This window comes from Entomomonas asaccharolytica, from assembly GCF_016653615.1.
GTDB lineage: Bacteria > Pseudomonadota > Gammaproteobacteria > Pseudomonadales > Pseudomonadaceae > Entomomonas > Entomomonas asaccharolytica.
This window is the reverse complement of sequence record NZ_CP067393.1, coordinates 2502054-2525361: the sequence shown is the minus strand read 5'-3', so window position 1 is coordinate 2525361 and position 23308 is coordinate 2502054. Positions and strand designations below refer to the sequence as shown.

The 23308-nt window shown below is 33.1% G+C and carries 22 protein-coding genes; 11 read left to right on the top strand and 11 right to left on the bottom strand.

What is annotated here, in order from left to right:
- Positions 1 to 379 precede the first annotated feature (379 nt).
- From JHT90_RS15355 to JHT90_RS11685, 10 genes are all read right to left on the bottom strand, one after another.
- On the bottom strand, positions 380 to 514 hold the full coding sequence (locus JHT90_RS15355) for a hypothetical protein (protein WP_269090265.1): 135 nt from the start codon (positions 512 to 514) through the stop codon (positions 380 to 382).
- Positions 515 to 658: 144 nt separating this feature from the next.
- Positions 659 to 1084 (bottom strand): ImmA/IrrE family metallo-endopeptidase, encoded by a 426-nt coding sequence (locus JHT90_RS11725; RefSeq protein WP_201091167.1) that lies wholly within the window; start codon positions 1082 to 1084, stop codon positions 659 to 661.
- Positions 1085 to 1216: 132 nt separating this feature from the next.
- Positions 1217 to 1582 carry a helix-turn-helix domain-containing protein gene (locus tag JHT90_RS11720; protein WP_201091165.1) on the bottom strand — a complete coding sequence of 122 codons (366 nt, stop codon included), beginning with the start codon at positions 1580 to 1582 and terminating at the stop codon, positions 1217 to 1219.
- A 470-nt stretch (positions 1583 to 2052) separates the two neighbouring features.
- Positions 2053 to 3120, bottom strand: coding sequence for a tyrosine-type recombinase/integrase (locus JHT90_RS11715; protein WP_201091162.1), 1068 nt, complete (start codon positions 3118 to 3120; stop codon positions 2053 to 2055).
- Positions 3121 to 3136: 16 nt separating this feature from the next.
- Positions 3137 to 3397: a DUF4224 domain-containing protein gene (locus tag JHT90_RS11710; protein WP_201091154.1), complete on the bottom strand. Its 261-nt coding sequence runs from the start codon at positions 3395 to 3397 to the stop codon at positions 3137 to 3139.
- Between the two features lie 130 nt (positions 3398 to 3527).
- A complete protein-coding gene (locus JHT90_RS11705) occupies positions 3528 to 4151 on the bottom strand; it encodes a lambda exonuclease family protein (RefSeq protein ID WP_201091146.1) in 624 nt (207 codons plus the stop codon).
- On the bottom strand, positions 4138 to 4662 hold the full coding sequence (locus JHT90_RS11700) for a hypothetical protein (protein WP_201091142.1): 525 nt from the start codon (positions 4660 to 4662) through the stop codon (positions 4138 to 4140). Before JHT90_RS11700 ends, JHT90_RS11705 begins: the two co-directional genes overlap by 14 nt.
- A gap of 130 nt (positions 4663 to 4792) precedes the next feature.
- Positions 4793 to 5023, bottom strand: a complete 231-nt coding sequence (locus JHT90_RS11695) for a hypothetical protein (protein WP_201091141.1) — start codon at positions 5021 to 5023, stop codon at positions 4793 to 4795.
- 9 nt (positions 5024 to 5032) lie between these two features.
- The gene (locus JHT90_RS11690) at positions 5033 to 5296 is read right to left on the bottom strand and encodes a hypothetical protein (protein ID WP_201091139.1); all 264 of its coding nucleotides are present in this window, start codon (positions 5294 to 5296) and stop codon (positions 5033 to 5035) included.
- Positions 5297 to 5564: 268 nt separating this feature from the next.
- On the bottom strand, positions 5565 to 6257 hold the full coding sequence (locus JHT90_RS11685) for a helix-turn-helix domain-containing protein (protein WP_201091137.1): 693 nt from the start codon (positions 6255 to 6257) through the stop codon (positions 5565 to 5567).
- A 320-nt stretch (positions 6258 to 6577) separates the two neighbouring features.
- Between JHT90_RS11685 and JHT90_RS11680 the strand changes: the two genes are divergently transcribed.
- The 7 genes from JHT90_RS11680 to JHT90_RS11650 all read left to right on the top strand — a co-directional run bounded on the left by JHT90_RS11680 (position 6578) and on the right by JHT90_RS11650 (position 11493).
- Positions 6578 to 6790: a helix-turn-helix transcriptional regulator gene (locus JHT90_RS11680; protein WP_201091136.1), complete on the top strand. Its 213-nt coding sequence runs from the start codon at positions 6578 to 6580 to the stop codon at positions 6788 to 6790.
- A gap of 51 nt (positions 6791 to 6841) precedes the next feature.
- The gene (locus JHT90_RS15240; protein ID WP_236253940.1) at positions 6842 to 7693 is read left to right on the top strand and encodes a hypothetical protein; all 852 of its coding nucleotides are present in this window, start codon (positions 6842 to 6844) and stop codon (positions 7691 to 7693) included.
- A complete protein-coding gene (dnaB, locus tag JHT90_RS11670; RefSeq protein WP_201091135.1) occupies positions 7686 to 9065 on the top strand; it encodes a replicative DNA helicase in 1380 nt (459 codons plus the stop codon). Before JHT90_RS15240 ends, dnaB begins: the two co-directional genes overlap by 8 nt.
- Before the next feature lie 4 nt (positions 9066 to 9069).
- Positions 9070 to 9528 carry a recombination protein NinB gene (locus tag JHT90_RS11665; RefSeq protein ID WP_201091134.1) on the top strand — a complete coding sequence of 153 codons (459 nt, stop codon included), beginning with the start codon at positions 9070 to 9072 and terminating at the stop codon, positions 9526 to 9528.
- Entirely contained in the window at positions 9525 to 9926 is a 402-nt protein-coding gene (locus JHT90_RS11660; protein WP_236253938.1) for a Ref family recombination enhancement nuclease, read from the top strand. The genes JHT90_RS11665 and JHT90_RS11660 overlap by 4 nt, the downstream gene beginning before the upstream one ends.
- Positions 9927 to 9935: 9 nt before the next feature.
- The gene (locus JHT90_RS11655; protein ID WP_201091130.1) at positions 9936 to 10226 is read left to right on the top strand and encodes a hypothetical protein; all 291 of its coding nucleotides are present in this window, start codon (positions 9936 to 9938) and stop codon (positions 10224 to 10226) included.
- 145 nt (positions 10227 to 10371) lie between these two features.
- The gene (locus JHT90_RS11650) at positions 10372 to 11493 is read left to right on the top strand and encodes a PIN domain-containing protein (protein ID WP_201091128.1); all 1122 of its coding nucleotides are present in this window, start codon (positions 10372 to 10374) and stop codon (positions 11491 to 11493) included.
- Between the two features lie 113 nt (positions 11494 to 11606).
- On the opposite strand, the gene JHT90_RS11645 is transcribed toward JHT90_RS11650, so the two are convergent.
- Positions 11607 to 12425, bottom strand: coding sequence for a hypothetical protein (locus JHT90_RS11645; protein ID WP_201091127.1), 819 nt, complete (start codon positions 12423 to 12425; stop codon positions 11607 to 11609).
- A 277-nt stretch (positions 12426 to 12702) separates the two neighbouring features.
- Between JHT90_RS11645 and JHT90_RS11640 the strand changes: the two genes are divergently transcribed.
- From JHT90_RS11640 to JHT90_RS11625, 4 genes are all read left to right on the top strand, one after another.
- Positions 12703 to 12981, top strand: a complete 279-nt coding sequence (locus tag JHT90_RS11640; RefSeq protein ID WP_201091125.1) for a hypothetical protein — start codon at positions 12703 to 12705, stop codon at positions 12979 to 12981.
- Positions 12968 to 14032, top strand: a complete 1065-nt coding sequence (locus JHT90_RS11635; RefSeq protein ID WP_201091123.1) for a hypothetical protein — start codon at positions 12968 to 12970, stop codon at positions 14030 to 14032. The genes JHT90_RS11640 and JHT90_RS11635 overlap by 14 nt, the downstream gene beginning before the upstream one ends.
- Before the next feature lie 184 nt (positions 14033 to 14216).
- Positions 14217 to 14858, top strand: a complete 642-nt coding sequence (locus tag JHT90_RS11630; protein WP_201091121.1) for a DUF2726 domain-containing protein — start codon at positions 14217 to 14219, stop codon at positions 14856 to 14858.
- Positions 14859 to 14981: 123 nt separating this feature from the next.
- On the top strand, positions 14982 to 23273 hold the full coding sequence (locus JHT90_RS11625) for a DEAD/DEAH box helicase family protein (protein WP_201091118.1): 8292 nt from the start codon (positions 14982 to 14984) through the stop codon (positions 23271 to 23273).
- Positions 23274 to 23308 lie beyond the last annotated feature (35 nt).

Genomic DNA, 23308 nt, shown 5'->3' with positions numbered 1-23308 from the left:
AAAAAACAAGTCTTTGTAAAGTTATTGTTTTATTTGCTTTATTAGACTTTAGTATTAGATTGTTTTGTTTGTAGATACTTAAAATAGTAAAGCAAAAAATTATTGATAATCTTAGTTGCTAATTAATTATGTTATTACTTAAAACTTTGGGAGATATAATACGGTTCTTTTCTTATTTAATTATTTCTTTAAGAGTGTTGCTGTGAATGATCCAGTTTCTAGGGTTGTAATTCAAATAAGAGTTTATAATTCTATAGGTTCTGCTAATTAAGTATCCATCAGATAAAATTATCCCATGTTAAGAGCAATTATTATTAGAATAATTGTTTAGGATTCTGATTTAATTAAAAAGTCTCCCTATAAAAGGGAGACTCTTGTTTTAAGCTCTAACTAAAAAGCACCAAGCTTCATAGCCATACTCGTAAGCATCTAAATATCTATTAGAGTTTTTTACTCTGCGATATCTACAAAATACCCATTTAAACCCTTTAGGGGCATCTTTATTTTTTGACATTATAGTCACCTCTTTGAATGTTAAAGAAAGAAAATTTTCTTGCCATATTAAAAAAAGTGACCTAATATAGGTTTGCGTATTTTTTATATGTCAAGGGTGAACCTCTTTCTTAGTTCACCATGCTGGTTAAAGTTGGCGCTTTAATCAGCATAAACTTTTAGTAATTAAACCATCTCTTAATAAAATATCATTTCTAGCTATAGCAGCAGAATAGGTAACACCTAAATATTCTTGAACTTCTTCTATACAGCGACATCGCTCAAATAAACATGCAGGCATAAGTAATTCTGACGCAAAAGTATTGGCTTGCCATTCACTATTACAATATGACTTTGTTTCACTTGTGCAAATCTGTCTATGTAATAAGCCTATATAATCACGGTGAAATATATAGTGTCCTAACTCGTGAGCAGCAGTGAATCTATCTCTACCATTACCAAAACATGCACCATCATAGACATCTTCTCTTAGATGGATAAAGTTTTTACCTGTTCTTCCATGATAGTCACCCATCTCCATACAATCTCTAATATCAAAATAATAGTCGTTTGGATGGAGTATTTTGTACATTGTATTTTCAAGCACCTTAATAATTGGAAAATACCCTGTTATCTGCAAGCTATCTCTTAAAAAAATTGCTTGCTCCCTGATATTTTTTCTTGATAATGGAGGTACATAAATTCCATCCATAATTAATCCCCTTTACTTATTATTACCTTCTAAACTTTGAATTATCTTCTTCAATACATCTTTATCAACTTCTTTAAACTTTCTTGCAAAGACCATTGCAGCATCAACTCTTTGGTTATCAATATTATTTAAGTCAATGACAACTTCTTGGCGTGTTAATGCTTCTGCTTCTTTTAAATCAAAATAATTTTTTGAATTTGGATCATAACCCAAGAATTCATTTATTTTTTCAACAAGTCCTTGTGGGATTGGTTTTCTTCCTGTCTCAATTCCTGATAAATGAGCAGATGATATTCCAATACCGTCAGCCATATCTTTTAATAATAAATCTCTGTCAAGTCTTACCCTTCTTAGTAATTTACCAAATATAGTAATCATTTTCTGTCCCATCCCGTAAATTTATTTCCGTATAAATATACTTCCTTACTTGACTACATTATTTCCTAAATTAGGAAACTTTGCAAGCAAAAAAGCAATAATATTTCTGTGGTTGGTATCCAGACTATAATAGGTTTAAAGAGAGGTAGTTTATGATGACAAGGCCTAAAAGTTAATTAAAAAACAGCCAAAAATCTTCCCCCATCAAAAAAAGTAATACTTGGCAATTAAGGCTTATAGGGGATAATAATATTGAATAATGAGGAAATGATTTTATATTAAGTAATTGATTTTAAATGAATCATTCTCGGTCTTGAAAACCGGCGAGGGTTAACGCCCTCCCAGAGTTCGAATCTCTGCGCTTCCGCCAAATATGCCCTGTATCACAATAGATACAGGGCTTTTTTGTTTTTAAATGACTGTATGAAAAAAACAAATCATTTCCGCAATTATTTAACGAGTTTCCGCAATTATTTGTTACTAATGCCTCTATTTACTGGCTCTACTTCTTGACCAACCCTAATATAAATCTTCTTAGTAATTTCCTCTTTTGTATGGCCTAGTAGCTTACTGGCTAATTCAATATTATTCATATCACTAGCTGCTTTGGGACGTAAATCTTTAAATTGAAACTCTTTAATATGCTTTGCAAACTCTTCATCATTATTCGCTAGAGCCTCGTTGATAGCAGTGTTTCTGGCATTTTCGAATCTATACCTTCGCATTGAGTAGGTCATGCCTCTGTCTTTAATAGTAATTAAGTAGGGAGAACTATCATTTTTTCTTTTCAAAATATCATCAATAAGTAATCCTAAACCAGTACGTCCAGTTTCATTGTTAAGCTTGATTCTTAATTTGTGAGTTGTTTTATTTTGTCCTATAAATAAATGATCTTCCGTAATATGTGATAACCTGATTTTTATAGCATCTGCTGGACGCTGACCAGTAAAATAGGCAATCATCATCGCATCTTTTAGTTCTTGAGGAGAATGTTTATATACTGCAAGAAATACTTCATCATCGGCATAGTAATCTCTTAGTTTTTCTTTATTTTTACGTACACCAGTAACAGGATTATATGTTACATACCCCCATTCTTTAGCTATATTATAAATATGGGAAAGCAAAGACATTTCTCTATTAGCTCTTACTTTGGCGGTCCTTGCGTCACGGTACTGCGCTATATGATGGGAGGTTATTTCATCAATTGGTGCATCATCAAATACTTTTCTTAGTTGTCTTAATGAATCCCTGTTGTCACTTTGGGTTTTAGGTGCTTTACTAGGTATAATTTCATTTTCATATCTGTCAAATACATAGCCTAAAGTTTTAATATCTTTGGGAGCCTCTGTCATTTCAAGTTCAGCCCATTTTATTTTTGCTTTATCAAGATCAGTACCTAAAGGGATTTCTTTCCGTTTCCCATTTTTTCGACAGTCATAATAATAACCAATCCACATTTTGCCATTTTTAAGCAATCTGTTTCGTCTAAACATATGAGGAGGTAAGTCCCTATTTTCAGGTTTTTTCTTTCTCATATACTATACAATGGCCTTAAGTCAATTTACTTAAATCTAGTTTCCATTTTTGTTTAGGTTCATCTTCAATCGTTTTAGTGGATGGTGAACCTAACTTACTGAACATTACTTCCATTAAAAGCTTTGGATGGTTAGCACCATTAACTTCAAAAGGGTAGTTTTTGCGAGTAAGCCACTCTATTTGTTTATATGGTGCTTTATATCCAGTTAATTCTTCTAAAAGTTCTTTGCTGACAAATATTGATTTATTGCTTTTTTCCTCTTTTAATTCAGTCATCTAGCCTCTCTTTACTAAGAATTAAATTACTTTTTTAATTACTGGCTTAGTAGAGAAAGTTCTATAACTAAACCAATAATTAATTTTATCGGTCATATGTAATTCGATTTCCAACTAAAGAGGTATTGTGCTAGTAGTTACTCCGAATATTGTGTAAAACATCTTGTACTAACTTAATAAACTGTGATCGTCTTTCTCTCAATCTTTCTATATCTTCTAAATAATCACTTCTATTAAGTCGATAAACAAATAACCTTGAATCTTCGGGGAAATCTGAGCAGTAGCTTATAAAGTCTACCCAGTCACGATTAGTACAATCTAAGTGGCCTATCAATTGCCATCTATAGGTAGGGTCAAAGGATTTTCTTTTAAGAGTGGCATAATGAGTTGCAGCAATAACACTTTTAATTTCGATTACACCATCATCATCAACTAGTCCATCAGGAGAGTCACCATAATTGCTATGATCGAAAAAGCCACCATTAGTCACATCAACAAAATAGGTGTTTTCGTAAAGCATCCTTGCTACTGGTTCTTGTTCATGGCCTCTTTCCATGTGTCTATTACTAAAGCTATGCTCTGCTTTTTGGCCTGTAGCTAGCTCTAAAGCTACTTGTAAAGCATATTTCTTTGCTGTATCACCAAATGCACCACCATCATTAGCCATGATATGGCCAAAGTTAGAAGCAGTAACTTTGCCTAGTCTGACCTGCTCCCAAGCTTCACTATTTTGCTGAATGTTATGCCATTTCATAGCTACACTCCTCAATTAATTGAGCTTGATGTTCCTGAGACATACTTACTTTAGCAAGTACTTTGTCTAAATTGCCATTTTTCTTATAGGATTTTTTAGCATTTTCCCATTGGATTGTATGTTCAGGTAATAACTTAACCTTTTCAGAGCTAAAGGGTGAAATTCTTAAGCCTTCTACTGTATCACGACCAAATTTAACATTAGTATCAACATAGATAGTAACTTTTACATCCTGCCAGTCCTCTAAAAATGAAGAGCCAGTAAGTTGTCTCATAACCTTACTGTTAGAGACATTTAAAATCATAGGCTTTAATGGTTCACCTACTCTAATTTCTTTTTCTACAAAATAAGCCGTATTAAACGCTTCTTTTGTTTTCTTGGTCTTGTCTAATTCCAGTTTCACATACTTGATCGTGAGTACAATGGGTTCAACTATATCGGCACTGCTTAAGTACGGTGACTTAAAAGCCTTTCTAAAATGTGTTTTACTTGGTTGATTGTTCGATGACATTCTCAATACCTCTGCTAGTATTCATTTTGCTTAATACCACTGTTGCTAATGGGAGAGGCTTACAAACCTTCTGTATTAAGCGGATAGTAAAAAAACTACAATTTTTTAACCTGACTTTTTAGAAATAAAATCATGGCATTAACATAAGTAATAATTTTTGGTGATAGTGATCTATTTCCCTTTGAGCATTTTCTGTATCTTCAGAAACATAAAGGTTCATTAACACATGACCTTTTGAGTTTTTAATGGATGCAGATACAGAGCCAAAACCATATTCAAAATAGGGTTGTAACCTCGGTTCTTGTTGTACTACCTTTGCTTGTAATACAGAAATTTCAGCAGCTTTAACTAAATCAAACATGATGTTCTCCTAAGCAGCTTGTTTACCAAGTACTTTTAAAATTGTTTCTTCTGCAAATTTTTTAAGGTGTGGTCTAAAAACTGTTTGATAAATGCGACTAACTTCATTCCAGTCTTTACGTTCAATTGCTGCATAAAGATCAATATCAGCAGTAAGGTTATTTCCAACTAAACCGTTGATAGCTTCCGCAGCAGCATCTAATGCATAATTAGTAGGAATAATTAAGTTATTACATGTTCTGTTTTCTAATAATTCTTGAACTTGACTGAGCATTTTAGGAATCCTCAATAGATTATTTCATTTGTTGAAATGATTATGAAGTTAAAATACATATTTGTAAAGAAAAACTACATATTATTATGTATTATTAATACATTTTATTTATATCTATATGAATTAAATAATAAATTATTGTTTTTTAATTTATGGGTTCACTAGCGAAGAACAATATATTTGAGTGTAGTTGAGAAAAAGAGTGATATCACATTACCAATAAGCAAAGACGATGAGTCTCAATGAGTTTATTTATAAAGGTATATTATTAATCTAATATTTGTATATATAAATCAGTGATTTTTCCTAAAACTTTACCATCATCATCCTTAATTAAAACAGGTAAATATTTTTCATTTAATGTCTTTAAATAAGTGTTATTTGAGTTTTTTACAATTTGTCTAAAAATTTTATCACCATTTAATAGTTGAATTAATAAAAATTTTCCATTTTCTAATTGATTATAATTTTTATCGACAAGAATTAATGAACCTTTTGGAAAGGATGGTAGACTGGGATTACTCATAAGATCATCTTTAACTTCGAGCCAGAAACCTTGTTCTATCTTTTTTGTAGATACAGTTTTTTTTAATTTACTTTGAGATAAATGCCCATCTAAAAAATTTTCTATATCATTCCATTCTATAACTGGATAATAGAATACTTCAATCATTTCAGACTTTATATTTTTAAAACCTGAAAGACTAGTAGAAAAATGGCTAGTTTCATCTTCTCCATATTCTAACCATGCACTTGAGATACCTAATGCTTTTGATATAAGAGTTATTTTTTCTTTATTAGGTATAGATTCACCATTCAACCAGTTATTAGCAGCTTTTTGGGTGACTCCAGTAATATTTTTTAAAAAAGTACCACTACCCCAACCATCTTTACCATTTTGAGCAAGGGCTTGTTTTAATCTTTTTGAGAATTGTTCTCTTATGAGTTCCGATTTCTTCATTTATACATTATTACATTTATTTATATGTAGTGAAAGTACATTAATGATTATGATGCATCTATACAATTAACTTAAAAATGTAGTTGATGATATTGATTGTATAATTAGGGTTATATCTATGTGTGATTTTTATCAAGAGTAATTTTTTTTTCAGCTAGATTATATTGAAAAATTCCTAGCTTATTGATTTTTGCTCTAGCAAGTATTTTCCAGTCATTCTTTTTAATAGTATTACAACGTGTATTTGTTTTTGCAATAGGCACAAGATAATCGTTAAAAATCATTTCGATATGTAATATTTTTTATTGAAAGGAATTGGAATGTCACCCCTTACAAAATATAGAAAACGTTTAAAGCTTTCCCAAAAAGCGTTTGGACATAAAGCAGGTTTTTGCCAGTCAACTATCAGTCATTATGAAAAACGAAAAAGGATACCCAGTATTCCCGATGCTAGAAAAATAATCTCTACACTAAATAAGTTAGGCATTGATTGTTGTTTTGATGATGTGTTTCCTCCTGAAGAAATAGCATAAAAAAGACAAGATTTAGAGCAGATTCATATCATTTTGATTATGGGGCAGTAAATGAAAGCAACTGATGTATTAAGGCAGCTTGGTCGGCCTGTTGCTTATTATCCTAATTTAGTAAAGCAATTTAAAAGTGTGACAGCTACAGTTTTATTCTGCCAATTTTTTTATTGGCATGATAAAGCTCATTCAGAATTAGGTATTTATAAAACTACTGAAGAAATTACAGAGGAAACAGGGCTTACCTATAAAGAACAACTAACGGCTAGAAAACAATTAATAGCATTAGGTGTACTAAGTGAGACAAATAAACGATTAGAACATAGAATCTATTATAAGATAAATCTTGATCGTGTTAATGAACTTTTAGAAAACACTATTGAAAACTCGCCATATTCCCAAACGGCATTTGGGGAAAATCCTATTGGTAATTTCGGCAATAACTCATTGGGAAGTTCGTTATATACAGAGAATACATCAGAGAATACAACAGATATTTTTAATACTGATAAATCAATATTTGTTGACGATAAAAAAATCGTCAAACTTGATGATGATTGTTCAGAAGAAAATATACCTAATATTGTTCAACCTAAAAATAAAAAACAAAATACGCCAAATTGCCCTTATCAAAAAATTGTAGAACTCTACGAAGAAATACTGCCAGAACTACCAAGGGTAGCCATTCTTACTGAGAAGCGAAAACGCTATCTAAATGCTCGTTGGCGAGAACATAAAAACCACCAAAGTTTAGCATTTTGGGAGGATTATTTTAAATTTGTTAGAAAATCTCAATTCTTACTAGGGCTCTCTATTTCTAAAGAGGGTAGTAAACCCTTTCGAGCTGATTTTGAATGGCTTATAAATTCTAGTAACTTTGTGAAAGTGATTGAGGGTAAATATGTCTGAACTATTTAGCCAAGAAGCAGAACAAAGCGTTATAGGGGCATTACTGTTACGACCTGAACTCATTGATATTATTTCAACTGATCTAGTGGCAGAAGATTTTTACTACACCGAACATAGTGAAATCTACCGAGCTATATTAAACCTTTATAAAAAAAATATTCAAATTGATGTAATCAGTGTTGCAGAAACTATAGAGTTACTTAGATTCTCTAATGGTGAAGTAACTAATCCATTAATTTATTTAGTTGAAATTGCTAAAAACACACCCAGCGTAGTCAATGCTAAATTATATGCTGATATTGTCAGAGAACGCTCAGTCTGCCGAGAAATAGAAAAATTAGGACTGGTAGCAAGAGAGATAGCACTATCTAAACAAGACCTACCAGATAAGATTAGTCTTATTCAAAGCAAAGCATTATCACTAGATTCAGCTACTACCTCACATGATGTAGTTCATGCCAGTGATGTATTAGTAAATCATGTGGAAGAACTACAAAGACGTTTTGATTTAGGTGGGCAAATTGATGGTTTATCAACAGGACTAAGTGACCTAGATGATAAGCTAATGGGATTAAAAGCTGGAGAGCTAATAGTGATTGCTGCAAGGCCATCTATGGGTAAAACAGTTTTAGCCATGAACATAGCTACCCATAATGCAATCCATGCTAATAAATCTACGCTTATTGTTAGTCTTGAAATGACTAATGGCAAGTTAATGGATAGGGCATTAGCCTCTGTTGGTAGTATTCCATTAACTGAGCTAAAAACTGGTCAGGCTGCTTGTAACTACGCTTCACAACTGGCTTCAGCCAGTAACCTAATTGCAAACTCGAAATTATATATGGCAGATAGGCCAAGTATCAATATTATGCAATTACGCTCAATTGCCCGTAGGCATAAAGTAAAACATGGCCTAGATTTATTAGTGGTTGACTATTTACAACTGATGCAGGGAACAGGGAAAAATGAAAATCGAGTAACAGAAGTCAGTGAAATGTCACGCCAATGTAAACTATTAGCCCGTGAACTCAATATTCCTGTGGTTTTACTTTCACAACTAAATAGGCAATTAGAACAAAGAGCCAATAAACGACCTATATTAAGTGATCTAAGAGAGTCAGGTGCAATTGAGCAAGATGCTGATGTCATCATCTTTCTCTACCGAGACGAAGTGTATAACAAAGAAAATAGCCGTTACAAGGGAATTGCAGAAGCAATTTTAGGCAAATATCGAGATGGTGAAGTTACCACCGTATTTATGGCATTTAATGGAGCCATGAGTCGCTTTGATCTACTGGCTAAAGGTTGGCAGCCAGACCCAGAAGATACCAATGATAATAGCTTTTCTAATAGATATAGGGGAAGGAGATAAAACGATGAATTGTAAAGCAATGGAGAAAAAAGAACTCACCATAAAAAATGAATTTGATAAAAATAGTTTTATTAATTTTTTTACTGCATTGGATTTAACCATACCTAAGAAAATAATAATTGAAGATCAGAAAAATAGCAGAACAGCTGCACAGAATAGACTTTTGTGGCTTTGGAATAATGAAATACAACAATTTATGTTTGATCATTCAGGTATTACCGCTTCAGCCTTTGATTGGCATGAAACAATGGTCGAAAGGTTATGCCCTACAGTTAATAAAGAAATAACTCTACCTAATGGAGAAACTGTATCTATTCAAGAACGTACTAGAACCAGTAAATTTAATACCAAAAAAATGACCGAATATTTAGAAATGCTAGATGCTTACTGTGCTAGTTTTGGTTTATTACTTCCTCATCCACAAGACTTAATGAACGCTATCTATGGAAAAAGAAATATATGATACAAGGACGCTCAGTAACAGATAGCCAAAAACGCTATTGGGACAATCTTGCTCAATTTGTTGGCTGTATTGCCTGTATTAAAGAAGGTAGATTTAATAATTATTGCTCTATTCACCATATTGAAGGGCGTACTAAGAAAAATGCTCACTGGCTAGTTTTACCGCTTTGTGCTGGTCATCATCAAGATAATGGTACAACAATCGCCATCCATCCCTATAAAAAACAGTTTGAACAAAAATACGGGAATCAATATCAGCTAATAGTGGATTGTATAACACTATTAAAAAAGAGAGGTGTTGATATTCCTGAAAATATATTAACTCTTTTAGACAGTATAAAAGGGAAGTTTTCAACTGATATTTTAATTTCTCTTAAAGATCAAAAAACATGCAAGTAGGTGTAGTTAATGGCAGCTTTTTGGTGTTCAAAATATGAGCCTGTTGAATACAATGGCATTGTAAAACCAGCTATTGAATGGGCAGATAGAAAAGGGGTATCTTGGGAAACCGTTAAAAAGCGTGTTCAGCGTGGCTCTGGTTGGTGTAAGGCACTCAATCTAAATGAAGATGATCTATTGCCAAAACAATACCAATTATTCAAGTTTAAATTAATTAAACAAAAAAAGAAGAGACATAAATACAAAAGAAATGCCCCTTGTTACTATTTTCAACAATTGAGTTTGTGGGGTGAAATTTAATTAATCTATAATTATAATACTAGATCATATGGTCAGGTTTGATAGCCTGAAACTTAATAAATATGATAATACCTATAGCTTATAATTGACAGTATAGATGGTGATCTCTAAGAAATTAATAGGAGACGCTTATATGGAGAATAAAATGAGTAATCTGAAATCTTCAAGTCAGTATGAATATAAAGCCATAATAATAGATACTTCCATCTATGAAAAAAATGGTTTGAAATTTGATAGAGGATTATTAAAGTCATTATCTCAATTTAAAAAAAGCCCAATTAAATTATTAATGCCCGATGTTATTTTAAATGAAGTAAAAAGCCATCTAGAAAAAAAAGTAAGCGAAATTATACAATCGAATGATAAATTAATTAATGACTTTAAAGGCTACTCTTTAGTTAATCAAGAGGTTTTAAAAACCTTAGATGATTTTAAAAAAAATCTAAATGCAAAAAATATAGTAAAAAAGAAGTTAGATGAATTCATTGAAAGTACAGGGGCTATTTTTATTGAGTGTGGCTTATTGGTTGATGTTACAAAAATTTTAGAAAAATATTTTTCATCCAGCCCTCCCTTCTCTAAAGAAGGTAAAAAGAAAAGTGAATTTCCTGATGCAATTGTTTTATATGCTATTGAGAAGTGGGCTGAAGAAAATAATGCCAAAGTATTAGCTATATCAAGCGATAATGATTGGGATTCTTACTGTAAAATAACTTCGTTTATAGACTACACAGAAGATTTGGGAGATGTATTATCAAAACTTAATACTTTAAATGCACCATATGTTGTATTGGTACAGATTGAAAAGTTGATTGAGGATGATGATAGTACTTTGCGTGGAGAGATAGAGGATTATCTAATTGCAAAATTAGAAGATTTTTCAGTAGAACCAGAGGCCGAGTCTAATTTTTATTGGGAGTCAGAGCAACTCACAACATGGTTTAAGTCGTTTACTTATAATACAAATGATTGTCAAGTCATTCAGACAGATAGTGATTTACTTGTTGTTAAAGCTAATATAAATATAGTAGTTGGTGCAGAGGGAATTTTTTCTTTATTTGTTTATGACCCAATCGATAAAGGTAATTTTAATCTAGGTTCTTGTAACCCAGAAGTTGAAACTGATTTCGATACTGATATATTACTTACTTTTGAGGGGAAAATAAATACAGAGCAATCCCTAGACAACTTAGAACTTACAGATATAGAAATTTTGGATAGACCAAGCACAGTTAATTTTGGGTCGCTAGAGCTTGAATATGATTAGCTAGTTGTCAACCAATTAATATCTTAAATCTGTTGGTTAACTGCTAGCTTTTAGGATATCTATAAGTATTTTAAGGCATGTTTCATGTATACATTGAGAGATATAGATTTAATTTACGAATGATTAGAATCAAAAAAATTACATATAGCATCCCATTGTTTATCAAAAGATGTCCTATTATCGTTAATTTTTTCTATTAAAATATTTAAATTTTGAGTTGATTCTTCATAGTCATCAGATAGTTCCTTTTCAAACATCTTTATATTTTCTATTATTTTTTTATTATTTATGATTTCACTATAAAGTTTTTGTGCATTTTTTATAAAATCTAAAAGTAGTTGATTTGATATCAAAAGATGTAAATTTAATAAGGCAACTGACATATTTATATCAAAAGGTGGTGTTAATGATACTCCTGTAGGTGTACGTTTAAAGTCTTTTGTTCCTATAGCATGTCTTAATTTTTCATTTCTAACATGGGCTGCTTCTGATAGTGTTCCATAAAAAATATTAAGTTTATCTGTTGGTCTAATATTTGGAGGTTTCTTTCTATTTGCATTTTTACTCTCTTCTCTCATAGATGCTAATATTTCTAATTCTTGTCTTACTAAGTTAGCAGCTTGTATATAATTACCACAGATAATTTGGTCATATGTATTTTCTTCACCAAACAAAAAATTAATAAATAGTCGGTCTACTCTTACTTTTTCAGGCGGAAATGAGCGAACCTTATTAGAGCCATCTTCACATTTTGATAAGATAAGTTCCATATTATTTTGTGGATCTAAATTAAAGTAAAACCAATTAAAATAGCACCATAGATTTTCGCGTTTTTTTATTAGGGTAGTAGCATTACTATGTTCTATAAATGCTTCACGGTTTTGTTGTTGTTTTTTAATGATGGAAGAATGGAATGCATTACCTTTTAGCATTTTAATTTCCTATATATTCTTGTAAAAAATTAATTAACGATACTCTCATTATGTATAAAAAACTATTGTAAAATGAGAAACCTATTCATAGTATGTTTGCATATGGGTTGTATAGTTGTGTTAGCAGAAGCAGTATATAGTTATAGCTTTGTTTTATTTGCATTAAACTTCAGAGGTAGGTAGTTTAGTATTAATTATAGTAATTTAAAATAACACTTGACAAGCTTATAAATGGACATAGCTTTATCTATTATTCATTTATATTATAGGTAGGACTATGGCAACTAAACACGGTACAGCTTTTGCCTTTGCACTGGAGGCAGCGCAAAATGCAGAAATTTGTTTAAACGATAAAGATTTAGAATTTTTTCTGTGTTCAGTAATAGATGGTGAAAAAGTTTATATAGAATTTGGTGGTAATATTAATAACAATATTATCAATGGACTTGAGAGTTTTTTAGCTAAATTAAAAGAAAAAAAAGATACTACAGGAATATATAGTTATTCAACAGAAGCAGAAGAGACATTAAAGGAGATCGCCAGTGGCCTTATCTGATGATCCTTTACTACAGAGACGAAATAATCAAGGTCTAACTAGGCAATTATTAAATCAATCAGCTAATCTACCAAAACCTAGTCCAGAGCAATTACAACAATGGAATAATGAAGCTAAAAATTATGCTTATCAAGCAGATGGACTAAGAGGCTCATTCCGAAAATTATTAGGTATGAATCCTTATACAAACAATTATCCTTCCGCTAGTAGGATTGGTACTGAGATAGCATCAATCCCACCTGTTCAGTCATCTTCCACAAGGCAAATATCTGATTTTGAAGCACTGGGTAAAAATGCTGTTAGTCCTATACCAAGAACAGCCTCTTCTTCTGTACAAAATAGTGAGCCTACAAGTGTACAAGGTGTTACTAAACAATTAATAAATGGTGTTCCTACCTATAGTAATGTACCTAATCAAGACGCAAGTGGTCTAGGTATTATTCCTTCTATAAGGCAAAATTCTCCTAGTGTTAGAGATATTTTACAATCAGCAGCAGCTACACAAATTCCTGCTTATAATGCTGGAACACAATCAACTGTTATCGAAGACTCTACAACAGGTGGTTATTATCAACGTAAAAAAGCAGATAGAGCCAATAAGAAAACCATAGATCGCCTCAATAACCGAGGTAAGGACAATTGGCAAATCAATAGACAAGCTGCTTTAGATAATAGCCAGTTACAAAATGATTCTTTAAGCAGAAGATTATTAGGGTCTAATATCGAATCAGCAGAACGAGTAGGTGGTTTAGAAAGATTATTAGCAGATTTTAATGCAACACCACAGCAACGGTTAGCAGCCTTACAAACTCGAAACTTATTAGCTAGTGGCGCACAAAAAGCTCAAAGAAATGCAGTCAATGTGGTTACTGATGAAATGCCAGATAGTAGTAAGAAACAAAGAGTCATTGTGACTGATCCAAGTACAGGGCAGGAAGTTAGTAATATTGATTGGGCAAGTGCTAATACAGAAGATTATATTAATGAAATAGCGAAGCGTACAGGTAAATCAAAAGAGGAAATACATAAACAATTAATAAGTGGTACTTAATCACATAATAAAAAGCAATTATTTTTATATTGAGTTTAACTAACTAATACCATGAGTTTTTTATGTTTTGTTATACATTAGCATGACGAATAGAATTACAGATAGTTAAAAAATTCATTATAAAGACAATAACAAATAGTAAAAAATATATTTTAGCTGTTTTTGTTGTTTATAGGGAGATTAAATGCTTACCATCTTATCAATAATTATCGCATTAGGTATTGTTTTAGGCTTAAAAGATTTTCTTAGACCACACAATAAAAAATACTCAAGAAAAAATAAGTGGAATCCTCCTGTAAGAGAACAGTCAAATCAGCGTTCTAGTTCTTACCTTGATATTAGTGATCCTCGAGATCAGTTAAAAATAGTCTCTGATGAGAAAATAGCATTTTCTGCTCAAAAAATTATGGGTCGTCAGGAATATAGAGTTTTTAACGTAATTGAAAAAGGAGTAATTAAAGAGTTCAAATATTACAGAGTATTTGCCCAAGTGAGTCTTGGAGAAATTTTATCCAGTGAAACTCGTTATGCATATCGTTGTATAAATACAAAACGTGTCGATATATTAATTATTGATGGTGCTGGTAATCCTATTTTAGCTGTTGAATATCAGGGAGAGGGTCACTATCAGAGCAGTGCTGCACTGAGGGATGCCATAAAAAAAGAAGCTTTACGTAAAGCAGGAGTTGGATATGTTGAAATTACTCCTGATCATACTAATGATGATATTAAATATATTGTAAGAAGAGCTATTGAAAGCAAAATGACAAATAATAAGGTTATCGAAATACCTGTAGCGGAACAAAGTATTCATGTAGTGAAGTGATCTCAGCAAATACATAATTATAAATCATATCAAGTGATTTTATTGATTAGAAAATATAAAAATAATTGACAACACCCAAAAGGGACATAACTTGCTATTTAAATAAGATTAGCAGGTTTAGTTATGGCAAATTATGATTTATTACCTATTGGGAATCAAAAAAAGAGAAAACCAACCGTTGAAGAGTTTGCTCAACGATATAATATTGATTTAACACCAACTCAAGAAAATAACTCAAGCATATTAGGCCGTGTTGGTGATGCTGGTTTAGATTTAGCTAAAGGTGTAGTAGGTACAGGTGAAGCTGTAGTCGGACTGGGTAATTTAGCCACAGGAGGTAGAGTAGGGAAATTATTACAAGATTATGTAGGTTATGATCCCAAGCGTACTAAGGAAGTATTGAGTAATAATTACTCTACTGCAAGGCAACAAGCTAATCAAGAAGTAGAAAAAGCAGATGGATTTATTGATACGGCTACGGCTATGTTAAAAAATCCTTCTACTCTTGTAGGTACAGTTCTGGAGTCTGCACCCTCCATGTTAGGTGGTGGTGCTTATGCAAGGTTATTAGGTAAAGCAGGGGTATTAGCTAATAATCCTGTTGCTAGAGGTGCAATAGGTGAAGGTTTAGTAGGTGCAGGACAAACAGCAGAACAAATTAGGCAAGAAAATCCAGATAACTTATTAACAGGTAAGCAAAGTTTAGCCTCTGCTGCTTCAGGTTTAACTACAGGTTTAATAGGTTATGGTGGTGGTCGATTAGCACAAAAAATAGGTATTTTAGATCCACAAACGTTATTAGCAGGTGGTAGTCAGTTACCCAAAGGACTAAGCCAAAAGACCTTTAGTAATATTATTAAAGGTGCTATCTCCGAAGGTGCATTTCAAGAACTACCTCAATCAGCTACGGAACAAATGTGGCAAAATTATGCTCAAGATAAACCACTATTAGAAAGTGTACCTGAAGCCGCAGCCACAGGTTTATTAGCAGGTGGTTTTATGGGGGCAGGTGCAAACTTAGCGCATAGTAGACACAGTAGACCAGAACAACAATCACCTACTACCAGTAAAGAACTATTAAAGTTAGGCTATGATGCAACACCAAAACTAGGCTATGAAGGATTACAACCTGCACCAGATATTATTTATCAGGGTACAGACTATCAACCACCACCTCCAGCACAGATAGGTTTTGATAACCCTAATAATCCACAGTCAGCTAATTTTAATCCTAACTTATCTAATCAGTATGATCCTGTGATTGAAGGTTTAAATAAACAAGCTGATTTCTACGGTATGCCAGAACCTAGTAAACCTAGTGGTACAATTACCAAAGCTTTATGGGCTGGTGGACTTGGACAACAACAAAATTTGCAATCTCCCGTAGTAGATAATGTAACCAACCAATATCCTACTACTCCAACGAGTGAAATTAACCAATTACTGCCTTCTACTAATCAAGTTACTTCACAACTAGATCAACATGTTAATCTTCCAAAACAGTATGAGCCAAATAGTAAAGCTAAAGAAGTAACTTTAAACCAATTAAAAGATATTGCTCGGCAGTATGACAATATTAGTACAAAACAACTAATGGAATATACAGGAAGTAACTATATTCAAGCGGTTAAAGCGATTAATCAAGTTAATCAAGAGAAAATGGCGCAGCCTAATCAACTGCCTACTAATGATAACTTATTAACTGAAGCAGAACTAAAAAACTACCAAGCTCAATATGACAAAAAGCAAAAACAGCTTAAAAGACGTAAAATCAATCCTGAAAAAGATACTCTTACCGATGCTATTATCAAATTAGGAGGTATTTCACCTGATTATAAATTAGATACTACAGGTGACACCGTAGGTAATAAATCTATAGTAGGTGTTGGCTATCTCTGGAGTAATAAAAAGGGTACTAGTATAGATGATGTTGCCAGAAGATTAGCTGATGAAGGTTATATACCACCTAATGAAATAAATAATAATGATGGTGTTAGATGGCTTCAACAAGCAATAGCAGATGAGCTAGCAGGTAGAAAAAAACATTATGCCCTTAACTCTGAAATGGCTTATTTACAGCAGTATGAGCAAGACCTATTAAATAAGCTAGAACAAGATAATGCGCTACGAGAAGAAGAATATAGTATCATACGTGAACAGTATGGCGTAGAAGCTGAACAACAGGCACGTTTCTATGATGAAAATGCCAGCAACTACTTTATACAACTAGAGGAACAACTCAATGAACTCCAAAGACAAACAACCATCCTCGAAGGTGAACCAGTCACAGAAGCCGATTCAACCAGAATTAACGACCAGTTACGGCAATACGATCAGCGAGTTAATCAAACTGAAGGAACAACAACTTCAGAAGTTGAAAGAACAACTAGCAACCAACAAGAAATAACTAACTTTAATCTACAGCAACAGACTGAACAATCACTTAGGCAGGAGCTAGAAGCTAGATTAGTTAAAGAGCAAAAATTAGCTAATGAAACAAAACAACAGCAACAAAAACAACAAGCAGATAATGATCTTAACAACTTTCAATTAACTGGATCAGATCGTGATATTGATATTGCTGCTGCTAATGGTCAGCAAGCACTTGCTATTAATGACAGTACAAAAAATACTAATAAAGTAAAAAAAATATCTGAGAGCAAAAAAAATGCTTCTATTGAGCAAAACAATACTTTAACGGATGAGTTGGTTAATATATCAGAAAATGATCTTAGTGCTTTATTTGATGAGATAGCTAACGAAACTAAAGCAGTAGAAACAGACAAGCCACTTAAAGAACGTAAACAACGTGTTAAGAAAAAACAAGCTACTACTAAACGTACAGTATCCAAAGCAGAAAGATCAGATACTAATAATAAGCAGTCTGTTGATAGAACAGCCTCGCGTATTGCTAAAGATATTGGTGTTGACCTAACTAGTGCTGGTAAAAATGCTGTAAAAGGATTAGTAGAATTATTTGGTGGTAAAGGTAAGTTATCTAGTGGCTTAACTTTTGATGAGCAAACCTATAACAAAGCAAAGCCACACTTTGTCGCTATGTTAAAGGATTTCCAGAGTGCAGGTAAAAACTTACGTGACTTTATTAGGGCAATATTAGATAATTTTGGAACAGGTATTAAACCACACATTATGCGGTTTGCCCAAGACCTTAGAGAGGGAAATATAGATGTATCAGATGCCAGCATATCTATGGAACGAGATAGCGAAAACAGTGGAGTTGGAAACACCATTGTACAAGAAACTATTTCAGATGAATCAACAGGAACTAGACAAAGCACTGGAACAGCAAGCGAACCAGTTGGAAAGAGAGTATCCAGACAGCCAATCAGTGATAACCAGTTACCAAACACTGATGCCATTACTAATGGAGAGCCTAACGATAGCAGAATATATCGAGAAAACCCAGCAAGTAGAACTACGGAGTCCACTACCAGAGATAGCGAGCAAAGCAGAGTTAGTAGCGATAGCGACCTACGACAAGATGTTGAGTCAGCAAGAACAACAGAAATTATTGAAGATAGTAGACAGCGAGATGCAGAAGCCTTATATGCAAGGCAATTAGAAGCTAATAAAACAATAACAACTAATTTTGCTGATAAAGATAATATAGAAAAAGCATTACCTGTTCTTTTCGATGCTCAAATAGACGATGTTTACAAAGCTGAAAAACGTTTTTATAAAGATAAAAAAAATGGAATGATGTTTACCAATGGTACTGGTACTGGTAAAACAGGTACAGGATCAGGGGTAGTTAGACGTTTTGTTAGTGCTGGTAAAAATAACATTATTATAGTAGTGCCTAATAATAGTATTGCTGGAGATTGGTTAGATTTTCTAAAAAATAAATTAGATGTTTCTGCTAGACAACTAACAGGTATTACTGATAGTGGCGGTGAAGGGGTAGTAGTTACAACTTATGCCAATTTTGGTCTAAATGATGCTATTACTAAGCGAGCTAATGACTTAATTGTTGCTGATGAAAGTCACTACTTATCCAGTGAAGAAAATGGAGGTAATACCAACTATCTAAATAAACTTAGATTACTCACTGGACATAAGAGAGGCAAACACTATTTTGCTGAATCCTATTTTGATACTGAATACAAAGAGTATAGTGATAATGTTGATAATCTATATGACAAAATAGAAAAATTAGATTCTGAAAAAGACAAGGTAGCTATCGAAGGACTAAGGAATAAAATAGATAAGTTACATAAAAAATGGCGATTAAAAGAAGAAGAAGCTAATGCCATTTTTGATAAAAGACCGAAGTCAAAAGTAGTAATGCTCTCAGCAACACCTTTCTCTTATGTAAAAAGTGTTGACTATGCCGAAGGCTATTTGTTCGATTATTCAACTATACCAGACTCTGATACAGGTGGTTATAATTCAGGTAATGCTAGAGAAAGATTTTTCATGGAAAACTTTGGCTATAGAATGCGCTATAACAAATTAACAAGACCAGATGGTAATGTTAATAATGAGTTAATGGAACAACAATTTAATGAAAAGTTACAGGCTAGTGGAGCTTTATCAGGTAGACGCTTAGATATTCCTTATGATTATGATCGTAAATTCTTCTATACAGAAGATGCAGCAGGTACAAAACTAGATTTAGCTTTTGCAGCAATATCTGAAGCTCAACAAAAAGATAAAACTTTAAGAAATATACCTAGCTTATATGATTTATTTCCACATCATGAAAGAATGTACTTGTTGGAAGCTATCAAAGCTAAACATTCAGTAGATTATATCAAGCAAAATTTAGCATTAGGTCGAAAGATTGTAGTATTTCATGACTTTAACAAGGGAGGTGCTTGGAATCCCTATGAACTGATGTTAAGCCGTATTAAAGATAGTAGTCATAGAAAAAAAATAGCGGCAATTCTAGCAAGGCCAGAATTTAAAGCTGATTTTTCTGATTTGATATCACCTATTGATAGATTTAGTAGAGATTTTGACAAGGTGCTATTTGTCAATGGCACGTTGACAAAAAAACAGCGTAGAACAAATTTAGCAAAATTTAATGATGATAATTCAGGCTATGATTTACTAATAGCACAATCTGATGCTGCCCGTGAAGGCTCTAGTATGCATGATACTACTAGCCTACATAAGCGTGTACTTATTAACTTGGGTATGCCTACAAGACCCGTTAAAGCTACTCAAATAGAAGGACGTATTTACCGTACAGGCCAAGCATCTGATGCAATTTTTAGGTACTTTACAACAGGTACTGGTTGGGAATCTAGCGCATTTACCCACAAGGTAGCAGAAAGATCAGGTACAGCAGAAAACCTTGCATTAGGTAGAGAAGCCAGAGCTTTAAAAAAATCCTTCTTAGATGCCTATGCCAATGCCTCAGATATAGAAGTTAGTGATTTAGATGGAACTGGTGGTAAAGAGTATGATCAACAGCTTGCTAAATCTAGTGCGATTAGTCCTTTCGAGGCAGCCAAAACGTATTATTATGGACAACAGAAAAATGCCAAACGAAGAGATCAAAGAGAAGGTTTAGATTACTATGCCACGCCTGAACCTGTTGGTTTTAAGGTAACTGAATGGGCTGATATTGTTCGAGGCGATAAAGCATTAGAGCCTTCGGCTGGTCATGGCGCAATTGCTCGTTTTATACCTGAAGGGGCAAAAATTACAGCGATTGAGCCTAGTTATAATTTATCGCAAAGAATTGGTTTAAGTAATGCTGATGCAGCAATAATCAATGACCGTTTTGAAAACCATAATATAGTCAATAAATATGATGCTATTGTTATGAATCCTCCCTATGGCGCAGGGGGTAAAACGGCAATGGAGCATTTACAAAAAGCTATCCATCATTTAAAACCTAATGGTCGTGTTGTAGCAATTGTGCCAATTGGACAATTTGATAAACGTTTCGATAAATTCTTAGAATCCAAAGAAGCCAGTAATATTAATATTGTGGCAAAAATACTATTACCTAGTATCACTTTTGAAAAAGCTGGTACTGGTGTGGTGACACAAGTTTTAATCATTGATAATAATACCTTAGATCAAGGTACTACCAATATTGATTTAACAAGAACTAAAACCATCAATGAATTATTTGATCGAATAGAACATATCGACATTCTCAAACGCACTAGAGAAACTAAGGAAGAAGCTGAAGCCAGAAAAGAACAAGAAAAAGAGTTTAAAAGGCAGCAGAAGTTAGCCGCCTTTGAAAAAGCAAAACAACAAGAACTAGCTACTGTTGACTCTATAGATACTAGGTCGGTGATAAAGTTTGATGAAGATAATAATCCTATTTTTGCCGAACATACCACTAAATATGGTAAGGTGCTAAAAGGTGTTATTGCTAAGTTGACTAAAACCCAAGCACAAGCAATAGACCCTTATGCAATTAAAAAACCAAATGGCTATTTCATTCGTGAAAGTTATTTAGACGAAAATAATAATTTTATTATCAGTAATAATAATACAGAAAATAAACCAGTGATTAACTTAGCTGGTGATGGTAAATCTTTAATTGTTGAACATATAACAGCTAGAGGTAAAGTCATCAAAGGGATTGTAGCTAATATCAGCAAGGAGCAAGCAAAAGCAATTGATAAATATACTTTCCAGAAAGAGGGTGGCTTCTTTATTCGTGAAGAGTATTTAGATGAAAATGGTAACTTACATTTAGATCAGCAGTATTCACGAAAAGAAATTAACCAGGGGAGCAATGCAGTAACTTTACGATCATTTATTAATAATACTACCAAACATTGGAAAAATGTACCTGCTACTACCGTTGTTCAGTCTATAGAAGATTTACCTGAAGCGATCCGTCATAAAATAAACAAAGATAATGCCGATGATGCCAGTGGTATTCAACATAATGGCACAGTCTATTTAATTGCCGATAATATCGAATCGACTCAACATGCATCCTTTGTGGTTGAACATGAGATATTAGGCCATTATGGATTAAGAGGATTATTTGGTAATGCCTTAAATCCAATCTTAAATAATATCTACAATACTAATCCAGCAGTTAAACAACAAGCAGATCAACTGTCAAAACAGTATGGCTATAGTAAATTATTAGCGACTGAAGAAGTGCTTGCTGATATGGCAGCCACAGATGATATTCAAAATATGTCTTTTTGGAATAAATTAGTGGCTGCTTTTAGAAATTTCTCAAGAAAACTTGGACTACCTGTTAATTGGTCTACTAATGATATAGCTTCCTTATTAGGTAATGCGAGGCGTTTTATAGAGAATGGTAAGAAAGTATCTATTGGCGATAATAATCAACAATATTCACGTCTCAGCCAATTTATTGATAGTGGCCTTAGTTGGTTAGATAATAAAATTGATAGATCACAGCCTTTAGCGGATCGTCTTTCACCAGCTCAACGTAGCATTATGAAAAATAAGTTTGCTATGTTCCAGCATGAAAGCATTAAAAATAAAATTGAAGGCATAACTGAAAACCTAGGCAAAAAGTTTGTGCAAGGTGTATTTGATTCCTTTGCACCACTAAAAGAATTGAGTGAAACTGCTTATATGCAAGCTCATCTGTCAAAAGGCACAGAGGGAGCAGTAGAAGCTTTATTGCGCTTTGGTAAACCTAAGCTTAGCCAAGGTGCATTAGATATAGATTCGGATGGGCGAGGATTATTTGGTATTTTATCAGAACTAAATTCAGGCGAAACCAATGAACTTAACGAATGGTTAAGCTGGATGGCAGCTAATCGAGCAGAACGATTAAAACAACAGGATCGAGAAAACCTATTTACAGATAATGATATACAAGAGCTTAAAAAATTAAGTGATGGTACTATGACTGATGGTCGAAGCAGGGCAAAGGTATATAATCAAGTTAGAAAACAATTCATGGCCTATAACAAAGCAGTATTGGATATTGCTGAACAATCAGGACTAATAGATGGTGAAAACCGTAAAACGTGGGAAAGTGGTTTTTACTTACCTTTTTATCGTATTGCTGATGAAGATACTAATTTCAGTATAGGTAATGTTAATAAACTAGTGGGGCAGAAAGCATTTAAAAAACTTAAAGGGGGTACTAAGGCACTGGATGACTTATTAGTCAATATCGTCAGTAATTGGTCACATCTACTTACTGCCTCCATGAAAAATCAAGCTGGTGTTACCTCTCTTAAATCTGCGGTTAATCTAGGTATTGCTGATAAGTTAGATAAATCTATAGGAGCAGGTGAGTATATCAACCAATCCACCAATGGCTACCGTAAAGGAGGCCAAAATATTGTTTGGGTGATGGAAGGTGGGCAACAAGAATATTACCAAGTCAACGATCCGTTGGTATTTGATGCGCTGAATATGATTAATCACAAAGGTTGGAATAATCCTCTGATTAATATCATGGGTAGCTTTAAAAAGCTTTAACCGTTGGTGTTACAATCTCACCTACCTTTAGATTA